This is a genomic window from Cellvibrio sp. UBA7661 (assembly GCA_002483365.1).
In the GTDB taxonomy this organism is placed as follows: Bacteria; Pseudomonadota; Gammaproteobacteria; order Pseudomonadales; family Cellvibrionaceae; genus Cellvibrio.
In genome coordinates, this window is record DLHT01000005.1 from 119,984 (window position 1) to 140,941 (window position 20,958).

General features: G+C 53.5%; 19 protein-coding genes. 1 reads left to right on the top strand and 18 read right to left on the bottom strand.

The window, feature by feature from the left end; all coding sequences use genetic code 11:
* Window positions 1–9 precede the first annotated feature (9 nt).
* The 7 genes from carB to B2739_RS03080 form a co-directional block, all read right to left on the bottom strand.
* Window positions 10–3,231 carry a carbamoyl-phosphate synthase large subunit gene (carB, locus tag B2739_RS03050; RefSeq protein WP_331344405.1) on the bottom strand — a complete coding sequence of 1,074 codons (3,222 nt, stop codon included), beginning with the start codon at window positions 3,229–3,231 and terminating at the stop codon, window positions 10–12.
* Window positions 3,232–3,242: 11 nt separating this feature from the next.
* Window positions 3,243–4,394 carry a glutamine-hydrolyzing carbamoyl-phosphate synthase small subunit gene (gene carA / locus B2739_RS03055; protein WP_331344406.1) on the bottom strand — a complete coding sequence of 384 codons (1,152 nt, stop codon included), beginning with the start codon at window positions 4,392–4,394 and terminating at the stop codon, window positions 3,243–3,245.
* Between the two features lie 319 nt (window positions 4,395–4,713).
* Window positions 4,714–5,307, bottom strand: coding sequence for an L-threonylcarbamoyladenylate synthase (locus tag B2739_RS03060; RefSeq protein WP_331344407.1), 594 nt, complete (start codon window positions 5,305–5,307; stop codon window positions 4,714–4,716).
* A 14-nt stretch (window positions 5,308–5,321) separates the two neighbouring features.
* Entirely contained in the window at window positions 5,322–6,161 is an 840-nt protein-coding gene (locus B2739_RS03065; RefSeq protein ID WP_331344408.1) for a DUF6671 family protein, read from the bottom strand.
* Window positions 6,161–7,084 (bottom strand): sulfate adenylyltransferase subunit CysD, encoded by a 924-nt coding sequence (gene cysD, locus B2739_RS03070; RefSeq protein ID WP_331344409.1) that lies wholly within the window; start codon window positions 7,082–7,084, stop codon window positions 6,161–6,163. Before cysD ends, B2739_RS03065 begins: the two co-directional genes overlap by 1 nt.
* A complete protein-coding gene (locus tag B2739_RS03075; RefSeq protein WP_331344410.1) occupies window positions 7,081–9,618 on the bottom strand; it encodes a DUF2309 domain-containing protein in 2,538 nt (845 codons plus the stop codon). The genes cysD and B2739_RS03075 overlap by 4 nt, the downstream gene beginning before the upstream one ends.
* A complete protein-coding gene (locus tag B2739_RS03080; protein WP_331344411.1) occupies window positions 9,615–11,246 on the bottom strand; it encodes an NADH-quinone oxidoreductase subunit L in 1,632 nt (543 codons plus the stop codon). The genes B2739_RS03075 and B2739_RS03080 overlap by 4 nt, the downstream gene beginning before the upstream one ends.
* Window positions 11,247–11,363: 117 nt before the next feature.
* Between B2739_RS03080 and B2739_RS03085 the strand changes: the two genes are divergently transcribed.
* Window positions 11,364–12,245, top strand: coding sequence for a LysR family transcriptional regulator (locus tag B2739_RS03085; RefSeq protein ID WP_331344412.1), 882 nt, complete (start codon window positions 11,364–11,366; stop codon window positions 12,243–12,245).
* Here the strand turns inward: B2739_RS03085 and B2739_RS03090 are convergent.
* The 11 genes from B2739_RS03090 to ribD form a co-directional block, all read right to left on the bottom strand.
* On the bottom strand, window positions 12,242–13,153 hold the full coding sequence (locus tag B2739_RS03090; RefSeq protein WP_331344413.1) for a DUF808 domain-containing protein: 912 nt from the start codon (window positions 13,151–13,153) through the stop codon (window positions 12,242–12,244). The two genes, B2739_RS03085 and B2739_RS03090, sit on opposite strands and share 4 nt — an antisense overlap.
* A 94-nt stretch (window positions 13,154–13,247) precedes the next feature.
* Entirely contained in the window at window positions 13,248–14,051 is an 804-nt protein-coding gene (dapB, locus tag B2739_RS03095; RefSeq protein ID WP_331344414.1) for a 4-hydroxy-tetrahydrodipicolinate reductase, read from the bottom strand.
* Between the two features lie 45 nt (window positions 14,052–14,096).
* Window positions 14,097–14,699 carry a GTP cyclohydrolase II gene (gene ribA / locus B2739_RS03100; RefSeq protein WP_331344415.1) on the bottom strand — a complete coding sequence of 201 codons (603 nt, stop codon included), beginning with the start codon at window positions 14,697–14,699 and terminating at the stop codon, window positions 14,097–14,099.
* A complete protein-coding gene (locus B2739_RS03105; RefSeq protein WP_331344416.1) occupies window positions 14,696–15,184 on the bottom strand; it encodes a phosphatidylglycerophosphatase A family protein in 489 nt (162 codons plus the stop codon). The genes ribA and B2739_RS03105 overlap by 4 nt, the downstream gene beginning before the upstream one ends.
* Window positions 15,185–15,212: 28 nt before the next feature.
* On the bottom strand, window positions 15,213–16,178 hold the full coding sequence (gene thiL, locus B2739_RS03110; RefSeq protein ID WP_414633206.1) for a thiamine-phosphate kinase: 966 nt from the start codon (window positions 16,176–16,178) through the stop codon (window positions 15,213–15,215).
* Between the two features lie 48 nt (window positions 16,179–16,226).
* Complete coding sequence (gene nusB / locus B2739_RS03115; protein WP_331344417.1) at window positions 16,227–16,712, bottom strand: transcription antitermination factor NusB; 486 nt, start codon at window positions 16,710–16,712, stop codon at window positions 16,227–16,229.
* An 82-nt stretch (window positions 16,713–16,794) separates the two neighbouring features.
* Window positions 16,795–17,265, bottom strand: a complete 471-nt coding sequence (gene ribE / locus B2739_RS03120) for a 6,7-dimethyl-8-ribityllumazine synthase (RefSeq protein WP_049630483.1) — start codon at window positions 17,263–17,265, stop codon at window positions 16,795–16,797.
* A gap of 59 nt (window positions 17,266–17,324) precedes the next feature.
* Complete coding sequence (ribBA, locus tag B2739_RS03125; RefSeq protein ID WP_331344418.1) at window positions 17,325–18,440, bottom strand: bifunctional 3,4-dihydroxy-2-butanone-4-phosphate synthase/GTP cyclohydrolase II; 1,116 nt, start codon at window positions 18,438–18,440, stop codon at window positions 17,325–17,327.
* A 20-nt stretch (window positions 18,441–18,460) separates the two neighbouring features.
* Entirely contained in the window at window positions 18,461–19,117 is a 657-nt protein-coding gene (locus B2739_RS03130; protein ID WP_331344419.1) for a riboflavin synthase, read from the bottom strand.
* A 102-nt stretch (window positions 19,118–19,219) separates the two neighbouring features.
* On the bottom strand, window positions 19,220–19,795 hold the full coding sequence (locus B2739_RS03135; RefSeq protein ID WP_331344420.1) for an RDD family protein: 576 nt from the start codon (window positions 19,793–19,795) through the stop codon (window positions 19,220–19,222).
* Between the two features lie 16 nt (window positions 19,796–19,811).
* Window positions 19,812–20,936, bottom strand: coding sequence for a bifunctional diaminohydroxyphosphoribosylaminopyrimidine deaminase/5-amino-6-(5-phosphoribosylamino)uracil reductase RibD (gene ribD / locus B2739_RS03140; protein ID WP_331344421.1), 1,125 nt, complete (start codon window positions 20,934–20,936; stop codon window positions 19,812–19,814).
* Between the last annotated feature and the right edge of the window lie 22 nt (window positions 20,937–20,958).

Sequence of the window (20,958 nt, forward strand, 5' to 3'; positions counted from 1 at the left end):
GGACAATCCTTATTTTTTCAGTTGCTGATGCAAGTCTTGCAAGCGACGCACTTCAATATGCTGGCCTTGCTTCAGCGCCATGCAAACTGCCTGGCTTGCAGCCAAGGTTGTGTTGTAATAGACGCGATGGTTTTCTGCGCTACGACGGATCGATGATGAGTCGCGTGTTGCCTGGCGACCTTCTACGGTATTCAGGATCAAATCGATCTCATCATTCTTGATCATATCCACGATATGCGGGCGACCTTCCTGAACTTTATTCACGATTTGCACCGTCAAACCGGCCTGTTGCAATACATCGGCAGTGCCACGTGTTGCTACCAGTTTAAAGCCAAGTTCCACAAGATCTTTACCAACACCAACAATTCCGTCTTTATCCATATCGCGGACACTCAGAAACGCAGTACCCGTAGATGGAATGCGATTGTTGGCACCCAATTGCGATTTGCCGTAAGCCTCACCGAAGCTGTCGCCCACACCCATAACTTCACCGGTCGATTTCATTTCTGGCCCGAGGATCGGGTCAACTGCCGGGAATTTGTTGAACGGGAATACCGCTTCTTTCACGCTGAAATAGGTCGGGATAATTTCTTTGGTAAAACCCTGCTCCTCCAACGAAACACCTGCTTGGCAACGCGCCGCTACCTTCGCAAGGGACACACCAATACATTTCGAAACGAACGGCACAGTGCGCGATGCACGTGGGTTGACTTCAATCACGTAAATTTTGCCGTCTTGATATGCCAGCTGGGTATTCATCAAACCGATAACGCCCAACTCAATCGCCATTTTCTTAACGATCTCACGCATATCGTCCTGCACATTAGCTGGCAGGGAGTAAGGTGGCAGTGAACACGCAGAGTCACCGGAGTGAACGCCACATTGCTCAATGTGTTGCATGATGCCGCCAATGACGACTTGCTTGCCGTCAGAGACAGAATCGATATCCACTTCGATGGCGTTATTCAGGAAGTGATCGAGCAACACAGGCGCATCTTCAGACACTTGCACTGCGGTACGCATATAAGTGCGCAGCTCTTCTTCTTTGTAAACAATCTCCATCGCGCGGCCGCCCAATACATAAGATGGACGCACAACGAGTGGGTAACCGACTTTGTCGGCTGCCAATAATGCTTCTTCGAGTGAACGTACAATCGCGTTTGGCGGTTGCAGCAAATCCAGTTTATTAATCATTTGCTGGAAGCGCTCGCGGTCTTCTGCCTTATCGATTGCATCCGGGCTGGTACCAATAATCGGTACGCCTTCTGCTTCCAGTGCGCGCGCTAATTTCAGTGGAGTTTGTCCACCGAATTGCACGATTACGCCAACCGGTTTTTCTTTGTGAACGATTTCCAACACGTCTTCCAGTGTCACTGGTTCAAAGAACAAACGGTCAGAGGTGTCGTAATCAGTAGAAACAGTTTCAGGGTTACAGTTCACCATAATGGTTTCGTAACCGTCTTCGCGCATGGCTAATGCAGCGTGCACACAGCAGTAATCGAATTCAATACCTTGACCGATACGGTTAGGACCGCCGCCGATAACCAGAATCTTTTTCTTGTCGCTCGGGTTAGCTTCACACTCTTCTTCGTAAGTCGAATACATGTAAGCAGTCGAGGTTGAGAATTCAGCCGCGCAGGTATCAACACGTTTGTAAGCTGGGCGAATATTTAAACCCTGGCGATAGTGACGCACTGCTTTTTCGGTAGAGCCAAGCAACAATGCCAAACGCTTGTCAGAAAAACCTTTACGCTTGAGTTGGAAGAATTTATCTGCATCCAAATCAGTCAGTGATTTGCCGCGCAGTGATTGCTCGATATCAATCAACTCTTTAACTTGCACCAAAAACCATGGATCGATTTTGGAAAGATTAAATGCATCGTTAACGCTCAAGCCCATGCGGAATGCATCGCCGAGATACCAGATACGTTCAGCACCCGCGGTAGTCAATTCGCGACGAATTTTTGCCTGACCTTCTTCGCTAGTGACATCCACTTTGGATTCAAAACCGGCAGAGCCCACTTCCAAACCGCGCAGCGCTTTTTGCAATGACTCCTGGAAAGTACGGCCAATTGCCATGACTTCACCAACGGATTTCATTTGCGTGGTCAAACGCGCATCGGCATCACCAAATTTTTCAAAGGTGAAGCGCGGAACTTTGGTAACAACGTAATCGATTGATGGTTCAAACGATGCTGGAGTTGCCCCGCCAGTGATGTCGTTTTTCAATTCGTCGAGGGTATAACCTACCGCCAATTTCGCAGCGATTTTTGCAATAGGGAAACCGGTTGCTTTGGATGCGAGTGCCGATGAACGTGATACACGCGGGTTCATCTCGATCACCACCATACGGCCATCGACCGGGTTCACCGCAAATTGCACGTTGGAACCGCCAGTTTCCACACCGATCTCACGCAACACCGCAATCGATGCATTACGCATGATTTGGTATTCCTTATCGGTAAGGGTTTGCGCAGGTGCAACGGTAATTGAGTCGCCGGTGTGAACGCCCATCGGGTCAAAGTTTTCGATGGAGCAGACGATAATGCAGTTGTCGTTCTTATCGCGCACCACTTCCATCTCGTACTCTTTCCAGCCGAGCAGTGATTCGTCGATCAACAATTCATTGGTGGGTGACAAATCCAAACCACGGGTACAAATTTCTTCAAATTCGTCCCAGTTGTAGGCGATACCACCACCGGAGCCACCCATGGTAAATGATGGGCGGATAATGCAAGGGAAGCCGAATTCTTTTGGCGCTTCGCGCGCTTCTTCCAAGCTGTGAACGATTTTTGCGCGCGCGCAGGAAAGACCAATGCGCTTCATCGCCTGATCAAACAGGTTGCGGTCTTCTGCCATGTTAATGGCTTCTTCTTTAGCGCCGATCAACTCCACATTGTACTTTTCCAGCACACCGTTTTTGGCCAGTGCCAGCGCGCAGTTCAATGCGGTTTGGCCGCCCATGGTGGGCAGGATTACGTCGGGGCGTTCTTTCTCAATGATCTTGGCAACGGTTTGCCACTCGATTGGCTCAATGTAGGTTGCATCTGCCATCGCAGGGTCGGTCATGATGGTGGCCGGGTTTGAGTTCACCAGAATGACGCGATAACCCTCTTCACGCAGGGCTTTACAGGCTTGGGCGCCAGAGTAGTCGAACTCACAAGCCTGGCCGATAACAATCGGGCCAGCGCCGAGAATCAAAATACTGTTTATGTCGGTACGTTTTGGCATGTCGGCTCCGATTAAGACTTGCGGGCTTGCATCAATTCAATAAAGTGATCGAACAACGTGTCGGCTTCGTGCGGGCCGGGGCTCGCTTCAGGGTGCCCCTGGAAGCTGAACGCAGGCTTGTCGGTGCGATGGATACCTTGCAGGGAACCATCAAACAGCGACTTGTGGGTCGGACGCAGATTGGCAGGCAAGCTGCTCTCTTCCACCGCAAAACCGTGGTTTTGCGCGGTGATCAATACACGCTGGGTGTCCAGATTTTGTACCGGATGGTTACCACCGTGGTGACCGAATTTCATCTTGATGGTTTTGGCACCGGATGCCAGCGCCAACAGTTGGTGGCCGAGACAGATACCAAATACCGGAATATCGGTTTCAAGGAATGATTTGATCGCCTCGATGGCATAGGTACATGGCTCAGGATCGCCAGGGCCGTTAGAGAGGAAGATACCGTCTGGATTCATGGCCAACACGTCAGCCGCTGTCGTTTTGGCGGGAACTACCGTCAGGTCGCAACCGCGGTCTGCCAGCATACGCAGGATGTTGCGCTTAACGCCGAAATCGTAAGCCACGACTTTGAATGGCTTGGCGCCATCCAAAACCTTGTGTCCTTCGCCCAGCGCCCAGCTGCTTTCATTCCACTGGTAGGCTTTGCTAACCGTAACTTCTTTTGCCAGATCCAAACCTTTCAGGCCGCCAAAGGCTTTGGCAGCGGCCAAGGCTTTGGCTTCATCCACATCATCACCCGCCATCAAGCAACCGTTTTGCGCACCCTTGTCGCGCAACAAGCGGGTCAGGCGACGGGTATCTATATCAGCGATACCAATCACATTGCGCGCTTTAAGGTAATCGGAGAGGCTTTCTGTATTGCGGAAGTTGCTCGCCAACAGCGGCAAATCACGGATCACCAAGCCAGTCGCCCAAATGCGCTCGCACTCTTCGTCTTCTGGATTGGTACCGGTATTGCCGATATGGGGATATGTGAGGGTAACGATCTGTTGGGCATAGGATGGATCGGTAAGGATTTCCTGATAACCGGTGATTGCAGTGTTGAACACTACTTCACCAACAGATAAACCCTCGGCACCTATAGCGGTACCACGAAACACACTACCGTCGGCGAGGACCAGAATGGCCTTCTTCGGGGCGGATTCCTGAGTAGTCAAAACAACCTCCTGGGCTGGCTGGGTTTTGGCTTGAAAGCGGCTAGCTGCCAAACGTTGTTTCAATCAGACCTTTATATCTACACCCGGTTCGAATTCACTTTCTTTGGGCTCAACAATCCGGTCGCATTGCTCCTTTTTGGGGTAATCAGCGCGATAAGTCGTTGTATATAAAGGCAAGATTAATCTGAATGCAAAACGTTTGGTTGTAAAAAAGCGAGATGAAACCCAAATCTCATCTCGCTTTTTTATGTTCTTGTGCGAACCATTTTGTATTTTTCTGCTACCTACCTTTCGGCTCGGCGCAATCTGGCTGCGAATTCTACGGGACTCCCGCCAACCTGTCCATCAGAATTGCCATCAAGTGCGGCTTGCACGCATCAGTCTGTCTGCAACATCGGACCACTCTTCTGTTGATGACAGCTGCCAATTTCCCACTCATCGTTTCCATAACCTGGGCTGCACTGGTTGGACTCAATTGTTTATGGGGATTTGCCGAAGGGGCGGCAAGGCAAAGATCGCCGTACCTGAGCAGGTTTAGCAAAGCGGGATGAGCAGGCATCCGCAGGGCGATGGTATTCCTTCCCCCTGTGATAACCCCATGCACTGAGTGCCGTTTTTCAAGCACTAGCGTCAGTGGCCCCGGCCAGAACTGCCTAGCCAACTCCCACGCCGATGCAGGAATACTCAGCGCCCAATCTTCAAGCTGAGCCGCATCACCCAGATGCACAATAAGAGGATGATGGTCGGGGCGTTGCTTGGCCGTGAAAATTGCGCGCACAGCCTCAGGTTGACGCGCATCGGCCGCCAAGCCATAGACAGTCTCGGTAGGCACTGCGACCAATTTCCCCCCGCGAAGCAACTGAACAGCCTGGGCTAGATCGCTTTCCACATTGGCATTCAACAATATCGTCATGAATCGCTACTCGATCAGGGATTACAAAGCGGACAAGTCGCCGGATCGGCATAAACCGCAGTTACCGGCGTAGACAAGCGATAGCCGCAGCCTCTGCAGTGCGCAACCTGCGCTCGCGCGCTATTGGTTGGGTAGCCACAATCACCACAGGGCAAACCGGTTTCCGTCTGGTCAGGCCAAAAACCCGGCAGCGCGCAAACACTGCACCGGCTATCCATCCGCGCCAACAAATTGGTTGTGGCACGGGCGATGTTAAGCCTGCGCAAAGGCGATTGATGCGCACGCAAGTCATAGGCTATACGTAATTGCGGCGGAATTTGTTCACCGTACCACTGGGCAAGCTGCGCATCGGCATCGGCGCGCGAGATAACCGCTTTGGCGATGCGCCCCTCTCCAATGAGCATGACTCCCTGCCCTGCGGGCAAATCCGACCAAAACCGGGCGACCGCTTCGCTATCGCCATACTGGCATTCCGAGACTGCCACCGGTTCTGCATGACAGCCCACAACAAACCAGTCGCCGCTGGCAGGCACACAAGCCACCAATTCCTGATTGATGACACTTAACCCCCACAACACCGAGCCAAAACTGCCTTCGCTGCCCAAGCCAAAGTCGGCGCCGGTCAACTCCACCGCTAACCGCGCCTTGCGCAGCACACATTCAAGGGGCGACAGGCGGCGCTCTACTTCACCGCTAAAAGTACCCAGGCTATCGGTATCAAAAGCCGTGGTATTGGTCAGGCGAGCCTGCCAGCGCTCAGCCAGTAACGGGGCGATGATAGATGCCTTGTCGTGCAGGCTTAGCAGGCCAAAATGCGCACCGTGAAATGGCTCAATGTGCGGGCTGGATGACATCAGAAATAGCCCTCGCGCTTTTTCTTTTCCATAGAACCTACCTGGTCTTTATCCAGCATGCGCCCTTCCCGCTCGCTGGTTTTGCTCAAGAGCAATTCCTCGATAATCGCGCTCACATCTGTGGCATTACTCAGCACTGCACCGGTTTGCGGATAACAACCCAAAGTGCGACAGCGCACTTGCCGCACCGCGATGGAGTCGCGCTCGGCGGGTGTCAGAAACGGCAGCATGCGCTCGTCATCCAGAATAAACACCTGCCCCGACTCCTCGCTGATCCAGCTCTGGCGCGGCGCGGCAAAATAGAGCGACACCAGGTCGATATTCTCGCGCAGGATATAGAGCCAAATATCCAACTCCGTCCAGTTGGAGAGCGGAAACACGCGCACGCTCTCACCGGGGTTTAAGCGGGTGTTATACAAATCCCACAGCTCGGGGCGCTGGTTTTTTGGGTCCCACCCCTGATGGGCATCACGCACCGAGAAGACACGCTCTTTGGCGCGGGATTTCTCCTCGTCGCGGCGCGCGCCACCCAGCGCCGCATCGAACTTGTACTGGCGCAGCGCCTGTTTGAGCGCCTGGGTTTTCATTTGGTCGTTGTACTTTACCGAGCCGGACAAGATGGGATGAACCCCCTGTGCCAGCGCCTCTTCGTTGATATGTACCTTAAGCTTCAGGTTCAGGCGTTCGGCCAAGCGGTCGCGGAACCGTGCCATCTCGGCGAATTCCCAAGTGGTGTCGATATGCAGCAAGGTGAAAGGCACTGGCGCAGGCCAGAATGCCTTGCGCGCCAAGTGCAACATCACCGTGGAATCCTTGCCGATGGAGTAGAACATGCATGGGTTTTCAAAGCTCGCAGCCACTTCGCGCAAGATAGCAATCGCTTCAGCTTCAAGAGTCTGAAGATGAGTCATCAATCTGCTCATAAGCTGCCCCGCACTGAAGTCGGCGTTGATGTCAGTGTCGGCGCTGGATACTCATGTCTGGGCAACGCGTGCCATTGCCCACGGTAATAGCGGCTGATGCTGCGCTCCTCCCTATCCCACTGGAACACATAGAGCCATTCGTTGTTGATGAGCGCGGCAATATCCGGGTGGCGCTGGATAATCGCCGCAATCGCCTGCCGGGGTGCAGCCAAATAGACATTCAAGCGCACCGGTTGATGGCGCCAGTCTTTGCCATCGTGCAGGGATTGCAGCGGCAGGCCGATGCGCAGATCGCCGCCGTTGCCCTCAAATACCCCCAAATTGCCACCCACCACATTGTGCAGCAGCTTGTTGCCGCTGCCGTAATGCAGGTTGTCGGTCATGGAGGCGTAGTACTGCAGGTTGATCCACTGGGTGACCACCATGGGCGCGGTGATGATTAATTCGAGCGTCGCAAAATCCTTATCCGCCTGCCAGTGATAGTCGTGCAAAAAGGCGCGGCCGCCCAGATTCAGACCGCGGGTCGCCGCCCGGGGCGCGACAATAAAGGCGGCGTTATTGGCCAAGCCCCACTCAGGGCGCAGCTGCGCCCAGTCGCGGGTGCGCTCGGCAAAGGCGCGCGCGCGCGCATCGGGTGTTGTGGCGCTAATCGCCATGGCACCGGCACGCTGCGCCCGCGCCCGCTCACTGGCCGCCTGCAGCCAGCGCTGCCAGGTTTCTTCGGCAGCTTGGGTGGGCTCATCGGGTGCGGCAAACCACTCAATGTCATCGCTGGTGGTGTTGTGCAAACAGGGGACAAAACGGGTCGTCGCAGGGATGTGAATAGCCTGCGCCGCCAGCGCCTCGCGCACCGGCAAGAGGTTGAGGAAATAGGCCAGCACGCGCACATTCACCTCGCCCGACTGCCCGCCGCAAGCACCGCAGTCCAAGCCAGCAGCGAGCGGGTTGTTGGCGGTGCAACTACCGTGGGCGACCAGTAACACCCGCGGGGCAAAGCCTTGGGTCAGCCCCATATGGCGCAGCACACCGGCAAGCAGATTGGCGATCTCTTCGGGCGACAGTGGTTCGCCATCGCGCTGCAATTCCCAGCCGCTGATATTGGCAAACTGGTTGAGCGGGTTGGCATCGTGCTGGTAGCCAAAACTCTGGGCGAGCAGGCGCAGGCCATCCACTATGCCCTTGGCCTCCACCCAGCCGAAACTGGCAGCAGCCTGTGCGCCGGTATTGGCTTTGGCGCGCTTGCTCAGCAGCGGTTTGAGCTGGCGCTGCTGGCCACCGGCTTGCAACACCGGGCGCGCACTGAGGGCGGGCTGCAAGAGCGCCGGCAACTGCGGCCGCTGCAGAGGCGTCGCCATAGGTTGATATGCAATCGGCAGACCAAAAAAGCCGGCAAAGCCGAGGGTTTGGATATCTGGCGAGACCGATTCCAGCGCGCGGCGCATAGGCTCGGAGCGCACATCAATACAAAATACCGCCTGCAGCGCCGGCGCAAGGTTGGCGCTGGCCTGCGCCATGGCAGGTGTGAGCGGTTCAACGCGGGTGAGCTGCTGGGCAAAATGCGTCTGCTGGCTCAGCTCCAGCGCGCGCTGCCATACCCAAAGGTACTGCTGACGCTGGTGACACACAGCCTCGCGCAACATGGCTTGCTGGAATTGCTCGATAAACTGCGCACGCACCGCGATGTTTTGCTGCGCAGGCTGCGCCAGCCACCACCAGAGCGCCCACTCCCAAGCAAGCCGCACCGCAAGCAAATCGCCCAAGCAATTCAAACCTTGGGCGTCAGTCGCTCCCTGCTGGGCGTTGCGGGCAAACACCGCCGCCCAACCATTAATGTCGAGCAGCAGCGCCAAACAATAATTTTCAAAGCCCGCCTCATCAATCACGCCTTGCTGTTGTAGCTCGCTGTACATATGGCTGATAACCGCCGCCGGGTTTTCTGGCAGACTGAGGAAAAAGCCATGCAGTTCGGGCGCTTCCATCAAAATCGCCAAGCCCGCGTCTTGCTGGATGATCTCGCGCCAAAAGCTGTAAAAACTGCCGGGTGCGTCCAAGGGTTTGGGGTGACGCTCGGGGTAGCTGTAGAACAGGCCGCAGGATTGGCTGATCTGCTGGGTGATCTCGTCGCGCCAGGGCATTTTGGTGGCTTGGGCGGGCTGCTCATCCAGCCAATCGCTCAGGTTTTTCCACTGGGGCAAATGCTCCGGCTCGTTCAGGTAATCCACCAAGGCTTGGGGCGATGCCGCTACGCCCAACTCACGCGCCGCCAGTATCAACTGCTCGGTGCTGATAGGTTCAGGGAAGTGGCGACGGTAATAGGCTTTGGGCATGAGCAGGCGCACAGCGCGCAGGCTGGCCAAACGCGCTGCCACCTGGCTCATGGGCGTGTCACGCCAGTGCCACCAAGGGTTTACGGCGACGGTTTTATCCAGCGGCCAGATTGGCGCGATACGCGCGCTGGCCGCTTGGGCAGCGCGCAAGGCAAAGGCATCCAGCGCTAAGGCGGTGTTCGGCAAACGATTAGCAAGCGCACTCATGATTTCACCTCGGCATCAAGAAAAGAGGGTTGGGTGGCACCGGGGGTCAGGGTCACTGGCCACCAGCGCAGGGTGAAGCGGGTCATCCATTCGTCCAGATACAGACCGGCGTTTAAGGCGATCCACAGGCGGCGCACCTGGGTATTGAGCGGCCAGCGCTGCAGGCTGTAACTCGCCAGCATAAGCACCAGCAACAGGCTGCAGACCCACAGGTCAGCCCAGAGATTGGCCGCTCTGGGGGCAAGCTCCAGCGCCTGCGCCAAACCGGTTTTGAAGGCGAGGTAAAGCGCAACCAAGGCCGCCGCCAGCAGCAAGCCAGCCAGCATCGGGCGCCACCAGTGACGGGAAAGCGCCGCCTGTTGCGCCAGCCCTTGGGCAACCAGGGTGATAAGCGCGACAGACAAAATCACCCAAGGCACTAGCGAACCGCTGATCGCGTTCGAGCCACTAATCGCGTTACTGTCGGCAGCCGCAAACAGGTAGCTGTGCGCCAACCAAACCAGCCCGGCTACCAGTGGCACCACCAGCAGCGTCGCCCCCAGCCATTGGCTCAAACTTGGCAGGCGCGCACTGCCCAAGGCATCGCCCACTGACTGTTCCAGCTGCTCATTGACCGCGTTGCCAGCGGCCAAAAACGCGCGCGCCTTGTAGCAGGAGTGGGCGATCAGGTGTAGCAGCGCGAGTTCGTACAAGCCGAGCGCGCACTCCACCAACATCAACCCCATTTGTGCGCAGGTGGACCACGCCAAGCGCACCTTGATGCTGATACGAGTAGTCATAATCAGCGCCGCGAGCACCGCCGATGGCCCCGCCACCAGCAGCAACAACCACTGGGCGACCACCACTTGGCTGAGCAAGGGCGCAAACAACAGCAAGAGCACACCACCCAAATTAATCACCCCGGCGTGGAGCAAGGCGGAGACTGGCGTGGGCGATTCCACCACCTGAATCAGCCAACCCTGCAGCGGCAACTGGGCGCATTTGAGCAGCGCCACCTGCGCCACACAGAGCGCCGCCAGAATCAGCGGCCAGCTCAGTTGATCGGCCTGAAGCTGGGCGATTTGCGCCATAATCTGTGACAAGGAGAAGCTATTGAATTGGCTGTAAAGCAAACCAATCGCGAGTGCCAGCAGCAGCTCGGAGGCTCGCGCGATAAGGAATTTTTTGTGCGCAGCCAAGAGGGCGCGAGGGCGATTCGGATAAAACAGCAGCAGCTGATTCAAACTCAGGCTGACACCCACCCAAGCAGCCCAAAACAGCACCAGGTGATCCACCAGCAGCAGGGTTTGCACTGCGAGCAGCGTCAGGGTAAGCCAGCGCAGAAAACGCGCGCCGTCGCTATCGCCTTGAAAGTTAGTGGCGGCATAGCGATAGATAATCCAGCCTAAAAAGTTCACCAGTACTAACAGCGTCGCCTGCAGCACGCCCAAGCGCAGCACACCGCTTTGCAGTGGCTGCTCCAGCGCCAGCAACCAGAGCCCCGCCGCGAGCAGCAGGTTAAAACCCGCCGCGCCTTGTGCCAGCGCCCACCCCCAGTTGCGCGCCGCCATTGCGCTAATGAGCAGCGGTATTAACAACAGCGCCCAGAGCGCAAAATTCCAAGGAACTAATTCGTTGATTGTCATCATTTACCCCCACGAGTGATCTATCGGGGGTTATTTTGGGCTAGCTGAAACCATCGGTAAAATACATAATTATCAACGTATCGTTCACTTTTAAAGAACAATAACGTCACAGGCATTGCTATGAGCAAACTCAATTACCATCACCTCTACTATTTCTGGCGCGTGGCCAAACAGGGCAACCTGACCAAAACCGCCGAGACGCTGCATATTTCCCAGTCGGCACTCTCGGCGCAGATTCGCCAGTTGGAAGCCACTATGGGCGTGGAATTGTTTGTGCGCGAAGGCCGACAATTGCGGCTGACCGAGAGCGGACAAAGTGCGCTGGTGTATGCGGAGGAAATTTTTAAACGCGGTGAGGAATTGGAGTCGCTACTGAGCCGGGGCATTCAGCCGGAATTGCTCACAGTGCGCATTGGTGTACTCACCACTATGTCGCGGAATTTTGTGGAGAGTTTTATCGAACCGCTGATTCGTCGCCCCAATACCAAGTATATGTTGCACGCGCGCGGCCAGGTGAATTTGCTCAACGCCGTCGCCAATCATGAATTTGATTTGGCGCTCACCAACATTCAGGTGCTGGGCACCAACAAAGAACTCTGGCAGTGCCAACTACTTGCACGCCAACCCGTGGCGATTGTCGGCCCGCCCGACCTGCCGCTCGGTAAAGCCTTTTCCAGTCGCTACAAGGATCACGAATGGGTCGCGCCCGTCAGCGAAAGCCCGGTTCGCTCAGCGTTCGACAGCTTCTGCGCGCAACATCAATTCAAACCGCGCATAGTCGCCGAAGCCGATGACATGGCCATGCTACGCCTCTTGGCGCGCGACACCGGCGCGCTCGCGGTAATGCCCAAGGTAGTGGTGAAAGATGAATTGCAGCAGGGCCGGCTGGTGAACTACCTGACCCTGCCTAATGTGTATGAAAATTTCTACGCGGTGACAGTGAAACGCCAAATACAAAATCAGCTGGTGAGCGAGCTGATTAACAGTGCCATTAAAACTTAACGCTGTTTCGTTTGAAAATAGTGAGCGATGGGAGACCAACACAGCAGAACACAGGCCCCAATAACAACGCCTGCTATTCCATTCAGCAGCGATGACGTTAGCCATCCAAGGGGTTCAGTGGCATGAGCAACCGCCTCAATTACATGATGGATGGGGACAATGTTGTGCGTCACAATTCCACCACCCACCATAAACATGGCTGCAGTACCCAGTACTGATAAAAACCGCATCAATTTTGGTGCAGCAGCCAGCAAGACGTTACCAAAAAATTGGGCAGTGGCATTTTGTTTTTTACACAGATGCGCGCCCATATCATCCAGCTTCACAATCAACGCAACAAAACCGTATACACCGATTGTCATTATAATGGCGATACTCACCACAACAGCGGCTTGTTTGGTGAAAGTGGCAGCGGCAACCGTCCCTAATGCAATCACAATAATTTCTGCCGAGAGAATAAAATCTGTGCGCACAGCACCTTTGATTTTTTCTTTTTCAAACGCAACCAAATCCACCGCAGGGTTGGCGACAGCCTCAATCAACTCATGATGTTGTTTATCTTTTTCGTTGGAATGGAGAAATTTGTGCGCGAGTTTTTCAAAGCCCTCGTAACAGAGAAATGCACCACCAACCATTAACAGTGGTGTAATCAGCCATGGAATAAATGCGCTGATGAGCAAGGCAGCCGGAACCAATATTAATTTATTGAGCGCTGAACCTTTGGCGACCGCCCACACCACCGGCAACTCGCGTTCGGCGCGAATACCTTGCACCTGTTGCGCATTAAGGGCGAGATCGTCTCCCAATACGCCGGCAGTTTTTTTCGCGGCTACTTTTGTCATCACCGCCACGTCATCCAACACAGTGGCGATATCATCGAGCAACATTAATAGACTGGAACCTGCCATAACACACCTTGTTTGGTAGGTTGGGCAACAATACCCAACAGATTTACATCAACAAACATGATTGTTGGGCGTGGCTGCCCAACCTACGCGAAAACTACCGCAAACCTAAAACATCCTGCATATCAAACAACCCCGGCGGTTGTTGTTTGAGCCACACGGCAGCGCGCACCGCGCCATTGGCGAAGGCTAAACGGCTGGAGGCTTTGTGGGTGATTTCTACGCGCTCTCCGTCGGCCATAAACATAACAGTGTGATCGCCCACCACATCGCCGCCGCGCACAGTGGCAAAGCCGATGGTATCGCGCGGGCGTGGGCCAATTTGACCTTCGCGGCCATACACTGCCACTTTTTCCAAATCGCGCTCCAGTGCATTGGCGAGTACTTCGCCCATACGCATGGCAGTGCCGGAGGGTGAATCTACTTTGTGGCGATGATGCGCTTCGTAAACTTCTACATCGTATTCATCGCCCAACACACGCGCGGCTAAATCCAACAATTTAAAACACAGGTTGACGCCGGTAGAAAAATTGGCCGACAACAGCAGCGGAATTTGCGTTTGGTACGCGAGTAAATCTGCTTTTTCTGCAGCACTAAAACCGGTGGTGCCAATCACAATCGATTTGTTGTGTGCCGCGCAGGTTTTAACATGATCGAGAGTTGCAAGCGGTGAACTGAAATCAATCAGTACATCAAACTGATCAATCACTGCCGCAATGTTATCGACCAAAGTGATACCCAATTTGCCTACACCACCTAACTCACCCGCATCAGCGCCGAGCAGTGAACTACCCGGGCGCACTGTGGCCGCGCCCAAGGTTGTTTGTGGATTTTTTTGGCAGGCCTCAATCAAGGCTTTACCCATACGGCCTGCAGCACCGGCGATTGCGATTCGTGTCATTTTTTTATCTCAACAAGAAAGGATTTGAACAGGATGATTTAAAAATTATTCATCATCTTCTGTATTAAATAAGTGCCCAAGCTTACCTTTTTTGGTTTCCAGGTATTTGGCGTTGTGTGGGTTGCGGCCGGTTTGGTGAGGCAAACGCTCAACAACGTTCACGCCCATATCCTGCAGGGCTTTTACTTTGCGCGGATTATTGGTCAGCAGTTTTAGCGATTTGATTTTCAGGTGCTCAATCATGGGTTTGAGAATGGAGTAATCGCGCATGTCTGCACCAAACCCCAATTGCTCATTGGCTTCTACTGTGTCAGCGCCTTGATCTTGCAAATGATAGGCTTTGATTTTATTGAGCAGACCAATGCCGCGCCCTTCCTGACGCAAATAAAAAATCACACCGCGTCCGACTAAGGCAATTTTATGCATCGCTGCTTGTAATTGCGGGCCGCAATCACAGCGCAAACTAAATAGCGCATCGCCGGTCAAGCATTCAGAGTGCACGCGCGCCAGCACTGGCTCATCGCCAGTGACATCGCCCATGGTGAGCACCACATGTTCTTTTTCATTTTCAGCATCGCAAAAACCGTGCATGACAAAAATGCCCCAAGGCGTAGGCAACTTGGAAGATTCTACAAAACGAACGGTCACAGGAACCTCACAGAAAACGCAATCAGTTGCAGCACTATTAGTGCGTAAACTCCGGCTAGCGCATCATCAATCATGATGCCAAAGCCACCGTGAACTTTTTTGTCCAGCCAACTAATTGGCCAGGGTTTTACAATATCGAACACACGAAACAAAACAAAACCAATTACGATCCACATCCATCCTGCTGGTGCCATAAACATGGTAATCCAGAAACCGACAAATTCATCCCATACAATTCCGCCATGGTCATGCACCCCCAGAGTTTTGGATGAACGGTCACACCAAAATACGCCCAACGCAAAAGTCACCAGTAACCACAGCACGTACAGTGGCCATGTCAGGTCTTGAAGCAACAACATAAATAATGGAATAGCGGCGAGTGTACCGAACGTGCCGGGCGCTTTAGGCGCAAGCCCGCTACCAAAACCAAATGCAAACACATGGTAAGGATTGGCAAATACTTGTTTGAGGCTGGGTGTTTTCATTGTTTAACACGCATCATCGGCAGCAGCATCAGAAATGTTGGTAGCCGGTTTTGGTTATTGCAAATGGCTGGCCTTCATATTCACAAATCACTTTGTTGCCAGCGACCATCTCACCAATAACAGTTGCATTCAGTTTGCCTTGAGCAATTAACATGGCAATGTCGGCCATTTTTTCAGGTGATACGGTAAAGCAAAGCTCGTAATCATCACCGCCACTGAGTGCCCACTCCAATGCTTTGGGTACGTCATCCAGCGATTGCAATGCAGGGGACAAAGGCACATTTTCTACATCAATCACCGCACCCAGATCACTGGCATCGCAAACATGTTGCAAGTCAGCGACCAATCCATCGGAAATATCCAGTGCGCTGCTGGCAATTGTGCAAATCAACGCTGACTCAACCAAACGTGGTGTAGGGCGATAAAAACGTTGCAACAAATAATCCGTATGTTCATCGGCAAAGATGTGCGTCTTTTGGATTGCAGCCAATGCAGCTGCACCATCGCCAAGAGTGTTGGTTACTAAAATAAAATCGCCAACATTAGCACCATCGCGTCGCAGCGCAGCGCCCGGCGTGGTCGCGCCCATCACCTGAATCGTAATACTGAGAGAACCTGAGGTTGTATCGCCGCCCACCAACGCAATGTTGTATTTGCGCGCGCATGCAAATAATCCACGGCTAAAACTGCGCAGCCATTCTTCATTGGCGTGCGGTAACGTCAGCGCCAGCGTAAACCAAAGTGGCTCAGCGCCCATTGCCGCAAGATCACTTAAATTAGTCCGCAGTGCGCGCTCAGCAATTAACTCCGGATCTGCATCTGCGGGAAAATGCACGCCTGCAACCAAAGTATCCACTGATACTGCCAATTGCTTACCCGCAGGAATTTGCAACAAGGCACAGTCATCGCCAATTCCCAGCAATACACCTGCGGCAGGCTGCTCGGCTTGCTCGCGCTGGAAAAATTGTCGGATAAGCTGGAATTCGCCGGGCACAATCAAAAGTAATGTTTAGTAGATATAGAGATGATGGAACGCCGCCAATTAACGGCTGCGTTCCGCTTTAACTTCAATCTCGCGCAGTACCAGTGCAGTCTTATCGAGCACACCGTTGATAAATTTGTGACTGTCTTCAGCACCAAATTTTTTCGCCAGAGATACGGCCTCATTGATGACCACTTTGTATGGCACGTCAATGCGGAACTTCAATTCATAAGTGGCCATACGCAGCAGCGCACGGGTGATGGGATCCAGCTCGTCCAGTGAGCGATCAACAAGATAAGGCGAAAACAGCGCTTCAAGATCGCTTAAATGTTCAGGCACAGCGTGCAAAATTTCATGGAAATATTCCACGTCTACTTTGCTCATATCATTGTCAGTGCGAAATTCCGCTTCGATCGCATTAATACTGGAACCTGCCATTTGCCATTGGTAAAGCGCCTGCATTGCATAATGGCGAGCCATACGGCGGATGGCGGCGGTGTGCCCCTTTTGCGCAGAAGCTCCGGCTTGACCTGAAGAAGTAGTCATGAACAATTACCTGATAAAGAACTTGAATGCCCGCGTGCACGGGCATGACATAAAAATAACAACTGAAATTCAGTTTTTAAAACTAGATTTTGCCGAAGAGCGAAACCATTTCCAGCGCGGTTGATGCAGCTTCCACACCTTTGTTGCCCGCTTTGGTGCCAGAGCGTTCGATGGCTTGCTCGATGGAATCCACTGTCAATACACCAAAGGTTACCGGCACACCGTATTGCAAAGACACTTGCGCCAAACCTTTGGTGCATTCGCCTGCAACGTAATCAAAATGCGGAGTGCCTCCACGGATCACAGCACCCAATGCGATGATTGCATCGAATTCTTTTTTTGCTGCGATTTTTTGTGCCGTCAATGGAAACTCAAACGCACCTGGTGCGTAATAGATGGTGATGTTTTCATCTTTAATGCCATGACGACGCAAAGTGTCCAATGCACCGTCTTTTAAACTTTCTACTACAAAGCTGTTCCAACGGCTGACGATCAACGCATACTTACCGGCAGATGCAGAAAAATCACCTTCAATCACTTTGATATTGCTCATAATATTTTCTCAAAAATAATCAAACATCTTGTTCAACAATGCGGAGGGGCGATAGCAAATCAATCACCTTCCGGACAAATATATTCCACCACTTCCAAATCAAAACCCGAGAGGGCTGAATAACGCATCGGGGCGGACATCACTCGCATTTTGCGCACACCCAGATCGCGCAAAATCTGCGAGCCGGTGCCGACTTGTTTGTAGAGCACTTCGGAACTGCGGCGCATTTGCTTACCTGATATCAGCCAATCGATGCTGTCTTCCACTTCTGCGGTGGATTCATCGTGACAAATCAGCAGTACAACACCTTTGCCCTCTTCACTGACTTTGCGCAGTGCATCCTGATAGGTCCAGCTTTTACCACCAGCAACCGAGGTGCGCTTGAGGCTCAGCACATCGCGGGCGATATCCATCACGTGCACCCGCACCAGCGTTGGCTCGGCGTTAATCTCACCTTTGGTCATTACAAAGTGCAGGTCGTCGCGCGCCAGATCGCGGTAGGTATGTAAATCAAAATCGCCGTAAATCGTCTCAACCTTGCGAGTATTGATACAGGCAACGGTCTGTTCTTTGGTGGCGCGATAGTGAATAAGGTCGGCAATGGTACCGATTTTCAGCCCATGCTGCTCAGCAAATTGCTCAAGATCAGGCCGGCGCGCCATAGTGCCATCGGGGTTCATCACCTCAACAATGACCGCTGCCGGCTCAAAACCGGCCAAACGCGCCAAATCACAACCGGCTTCTGTGTGACCTGCACGGCTCATCACGCCGCCGGGCTGCGCCATGAGCGGGAATATATGGCCGGGCTGGACAATATCGCTCGGCTTGGCATTGGCCCTTACTGCCGCACGCACAGTGAGCGCGCGATCCGCTGCAGAAATCCCCGTACTGACCCCTGCAGCCGCTTCAATGGAGAGCGTGAAATTGGTGGTGTGCTGGGATTTGTTGTCGCTCACCATCAGTGGTAAATCCAGCTGTTTGCAGCGCTCAGGAGTGAGCGTGAGGCAGATCAGGCCGCGCGCATAGGTCGCCATAAAGTTGATATCTTCTGGGCGCACCTGCTCGGCAACCATAATCAGATCGCCTTCATTCTCGCGGTCTTCGTCATCCATCAGGATAACCATCTTGCCGTGGCGCAGGTCTTCGATCAGTTCTTCAATGGTATTAAGTTGCATAGGAAATCCCGAATTGCCAATTACATAAATCCATTCTTCGCCAAAAACTCCAGGGTGATGCCCTGCCCTTCGCCCTCTGCCGCTTTGTCACCAAGCATCAAACGCTCCAGATAACGGGCAAGCACATCGACTTCCAGATTGAGTTGGGTACCGGTTTTGTAGCCATCCATAATTGTCCATTGCAAAGTATGGGGGACGATATTCAACTCAAACTCGGCTCCATCCACTTTGTTAACCGTAAGACTAGTACCATCCACGGTGATTGACCCTTTATGGGCAATATATTTTGCCAATGATTTGGGCGCACGAATGCGGAAACGCTCCGAGCGGGCATCGGGGTGACGGCTCACCACCTCACCAACGCCATCCACATGGCCGCTGACAATGTGGCCGCCCAGGCGCGTTTGTGGAGTCAGCGCCTTCTCAAGGTTGACGCGCTGACCGACTTTCCAACCGGGCAAGGTGGTATTGTCCAGCGTTTCGCGCGAGACATCTGCCCAGTAACCATCACCCGGCAATTCAACCACAGTCAGACACACGCCGTTGGTGGCGATGGAATCCCCCAGGCGCACGTCACCCAAATCCAGATTGTTGGTTTTGATGCGCAAGCGCAGGTCGCCATTTTTGGGCTGCAGGGCGACAACCTCGCCAATCGCTTCAATAATCCCGGTAAACATAATCTGCCTCGGCTCTGTGCGAGTAGTTAAACCACGTTGCTGTCTATAACAGGTTGCTTATATAGATAGTGCTGTAGAAAAAGTGGTGGAACGATAAGGGTGTTAAACGATGATGCTGTTGGGCTTGCCTGTCACGACAACAGGAATGCGCAAATCAATCACTTTGGTTTTGGCCAAGTGATCGTGGATACAGCGCTTGTCCGCGCGGAAAATAAATACGATATCCGCCAGACGCAGCAGCAAACCAATCACCGGCACCATGCCCATCAACCATTGCGATACATAACGCTGCAAGATCAACATCAGAAATGGGGGTTTCTGATTATCCATAGTCACAATCGCAATACCCAGAATTCGCTTGCCGATGGTTTGGCCAAATTGATGGAGTAAAAAACCGTGCAACAGGAAAAAAGTAATAATCGGGGAAAACGCGAGCAAACGCTTGCTGGAGTCCGGCAGGTTTTGCAGCTTTTGGATCATCTCGGCTTGTGCCGCTTCCATATCGTTTGATTGGGAAGGCTCAAGACCAAGGTATTGTAATAAAAACACCAGAGCGACCATCATCAATACGGTATCAATCACAAACGCGCCAAAGCGCTTCCCGTAAGAGGCGGTGTTATCCATAGCCGGTTGATGGGAGCGGAATTCAGGCTGGGAATCAGGGGTTTGATCGTTCACAAATTTACCTTCACGACTAGTATTCAGTATCCGGCACGGCGGTGATGCGCCAATCGCGGCCAACGGCGCGGATATCGTTGATCTTTAACGCAAGCGATGCCGACATAGTTTCTAACGGCAAACCAAACAAAGGACGCGCATGGCTGCCGAGCAGTTTGGGAACCATGTAGATAATAATTTCATCCAGCAGGCCGCGGCGTAAAAAACTGCCTGCGAGCGTCGCACCGGCCTCCACCAACACTTCATTGCATTGGCGCTGGGCGAGTTCGCGCAACAGCGCTTGCAAGTCGATGCGGCCATCTTTAGCGGGCAACGCAATCAGCTCGACAAAATCTGGCCAGCCACTCAGCTGCGCTGCATCCACTTGCCCGTTATGCACCAGCAATATCGGGGTGGATTGTTTAAACATCAAGGCATTGCGCGGTGTGCGCAACTGTGAATCCAGAATTACCCGCAGCGGTTGTTTGGCCGCTGCGGCTTCCGCATTGGGCAAACCCAATTCATCAACCCGCACAGTGAGTGAGGCATTGTCCTGAAGAATGGAATCTACGCCGGAAATAATTGCACACGAACGGGCGCGCAGACGCTGCACATCGGCACGTGCTTTGGGGCCAGTAATCCACTTGCTTTCGCCCGACTCCATCGCCGTACGGCCATCGATACTCATCGCCATTTTGCAGCGCACATAGGGCAGCTTGCGCTCCATGCGGCGGATAAAACCCGGGTTTAATGCGCGCGCATCGTTTTCCAGTACCGGGCCATCAACCACAATGCCCGCCGTGCGCAAAATTTCGATACCACGGCCAGACACCAGCGGATTGGGATCTTCCATCGCATACACCACGCGGCTCACACCAGCATCCACCAAAGCCTGCGAACAAGGGCCCGTACGACCGTGATGACTGCAAGGCTCAAGGCTCACATACGCCGTCGCACCGCGTGCGTTATCACCTGCTGCCAGCAGCGCATTCGCTTCAGCGTGAGGTTCACCTGCGCGCTCATGCCAGCCTTCTGCAATCACCTGCCCGTCTTTTACCAGCACACAGCCCACACGCGGATTGGGCATGGTGGTGTAAAGGCCGCGTTCCGCAAGACGGAAAGCGCGCGCCATAAAATCAACATCAGCTGCAGTAATAGCCATTGGGGGAAAATCGTTGGTTAAA

What these genes read in the sequence shown, in the direction of transcription:
- B2739_RS03075 (WP_331344410.1), bottom strand. Translation starts at nt 9,618, where the DNA reads ATGAGTGCGCTTGCTAATCGTTTGCCGAACACCGCCTTAGCGCTGGAT.
- cysD (WP_331344409.1), bottom strand. Translation starts at nt 7,084, where the DNA reads ATGAGCAGATTGATGACTCATCTTCAGACTCTTGAAGCTGAAGCGATT.
- B2739_RS03090 (WP_331344413.1), bottom strand. Translation starts at nt 13,153, where the DNA reads ATGGCAGGTTCCAGTCTATTAATGTTGCTCGATGATATCGCCACTGTG.
- nusB (WP_331344417.1), bottom strand. Translation starts at nt 16,712, where the DNA reads ATGACTACTTCTTCAGGTCAAGCCGGAGCTTCTGCGCAAAAGGGGCAC.
- B2739_RS03130 (WP_331344419.1), bottom strand. Translation starts at nt 19,117, where the DNA reads ATGTTTACCGGGATTATTGAAGCGATTGGCGAGGTTGTCGCCCTGCAG.
- ribD (WP_331344421.1), bottom strand. Translation starts at nt 20,936, where the DNA reads ATGGCTATTACTGCAGCTGATGTTGATTTTATGGCGCGCGCTTTCCGT.
- B2739_RS03065 (WP_331344408.1), bottom strand. Translation starts at nt 6,161, where the DNA reads ATGTCATCCAGCCCGCACATTGAGCCATTTCACGGTGCGCATTTTGGC.
- B2739_RS03080 (WP_331344411.1), bottom strand. Translation starts at nt 11,246, where the DNA reads ATGATGACAATCAACGAATTAGTTCCTTGGAATTTTGCGCTCTGGGCG.
- ribBA (WP_331344418.1), bottom strand. Translation starts at nt 18,440, where the DNA reads ATGCAACTTAATACCATTGAAGAACTGATCGAAGACCTGCGCCACGGC.
- B2739_RS03085 (WP_331344412.1), top strand. Translation starts at nt 11,364, where the DNA reads ATGAGCAAACTCAATTACCATCACCTCTACTATTTCTGGCGCGTGGCC.
- carB (WP_331344405.1), bottom strand. Translation starts at nt 3,231, where the DNA reads ATGCCAAAACGTACCGACATAAACAGTATTTTGATTCTCGGCGCTGGC.
- dapB (WP_331344414.1), bottom strand. Translation starts at nt 14,051, where the DNA reads ATGACACGAATCGCAATCGCCGGTGCTGCAGGCCGTATGGGTAAAGCC.
- ribE (WP_049630483.1), bottom strand. Translation starts at nt 17,265, where the DNA reads ATGAGCAATATCAAAGTGATTGAAGGTGATTTTTCTGCATCTGCCGGT.
- B2739_RS03105 (WP_331344416.1), bottom strand. Translation starts at nt 15,184, where the DNA reads ATGAAAACACCCAGCCTCAAACAAGTATTTGCCAATCCTTACCATGTG.
- B2739_RS03060 (WP_331344407.1), bottom strand. Translation starts at nt 5,307, where the DNA reads ATGACGATATTGTTGAATGCCAATGTGGAAAGCGATCTAGCCCAGGCT.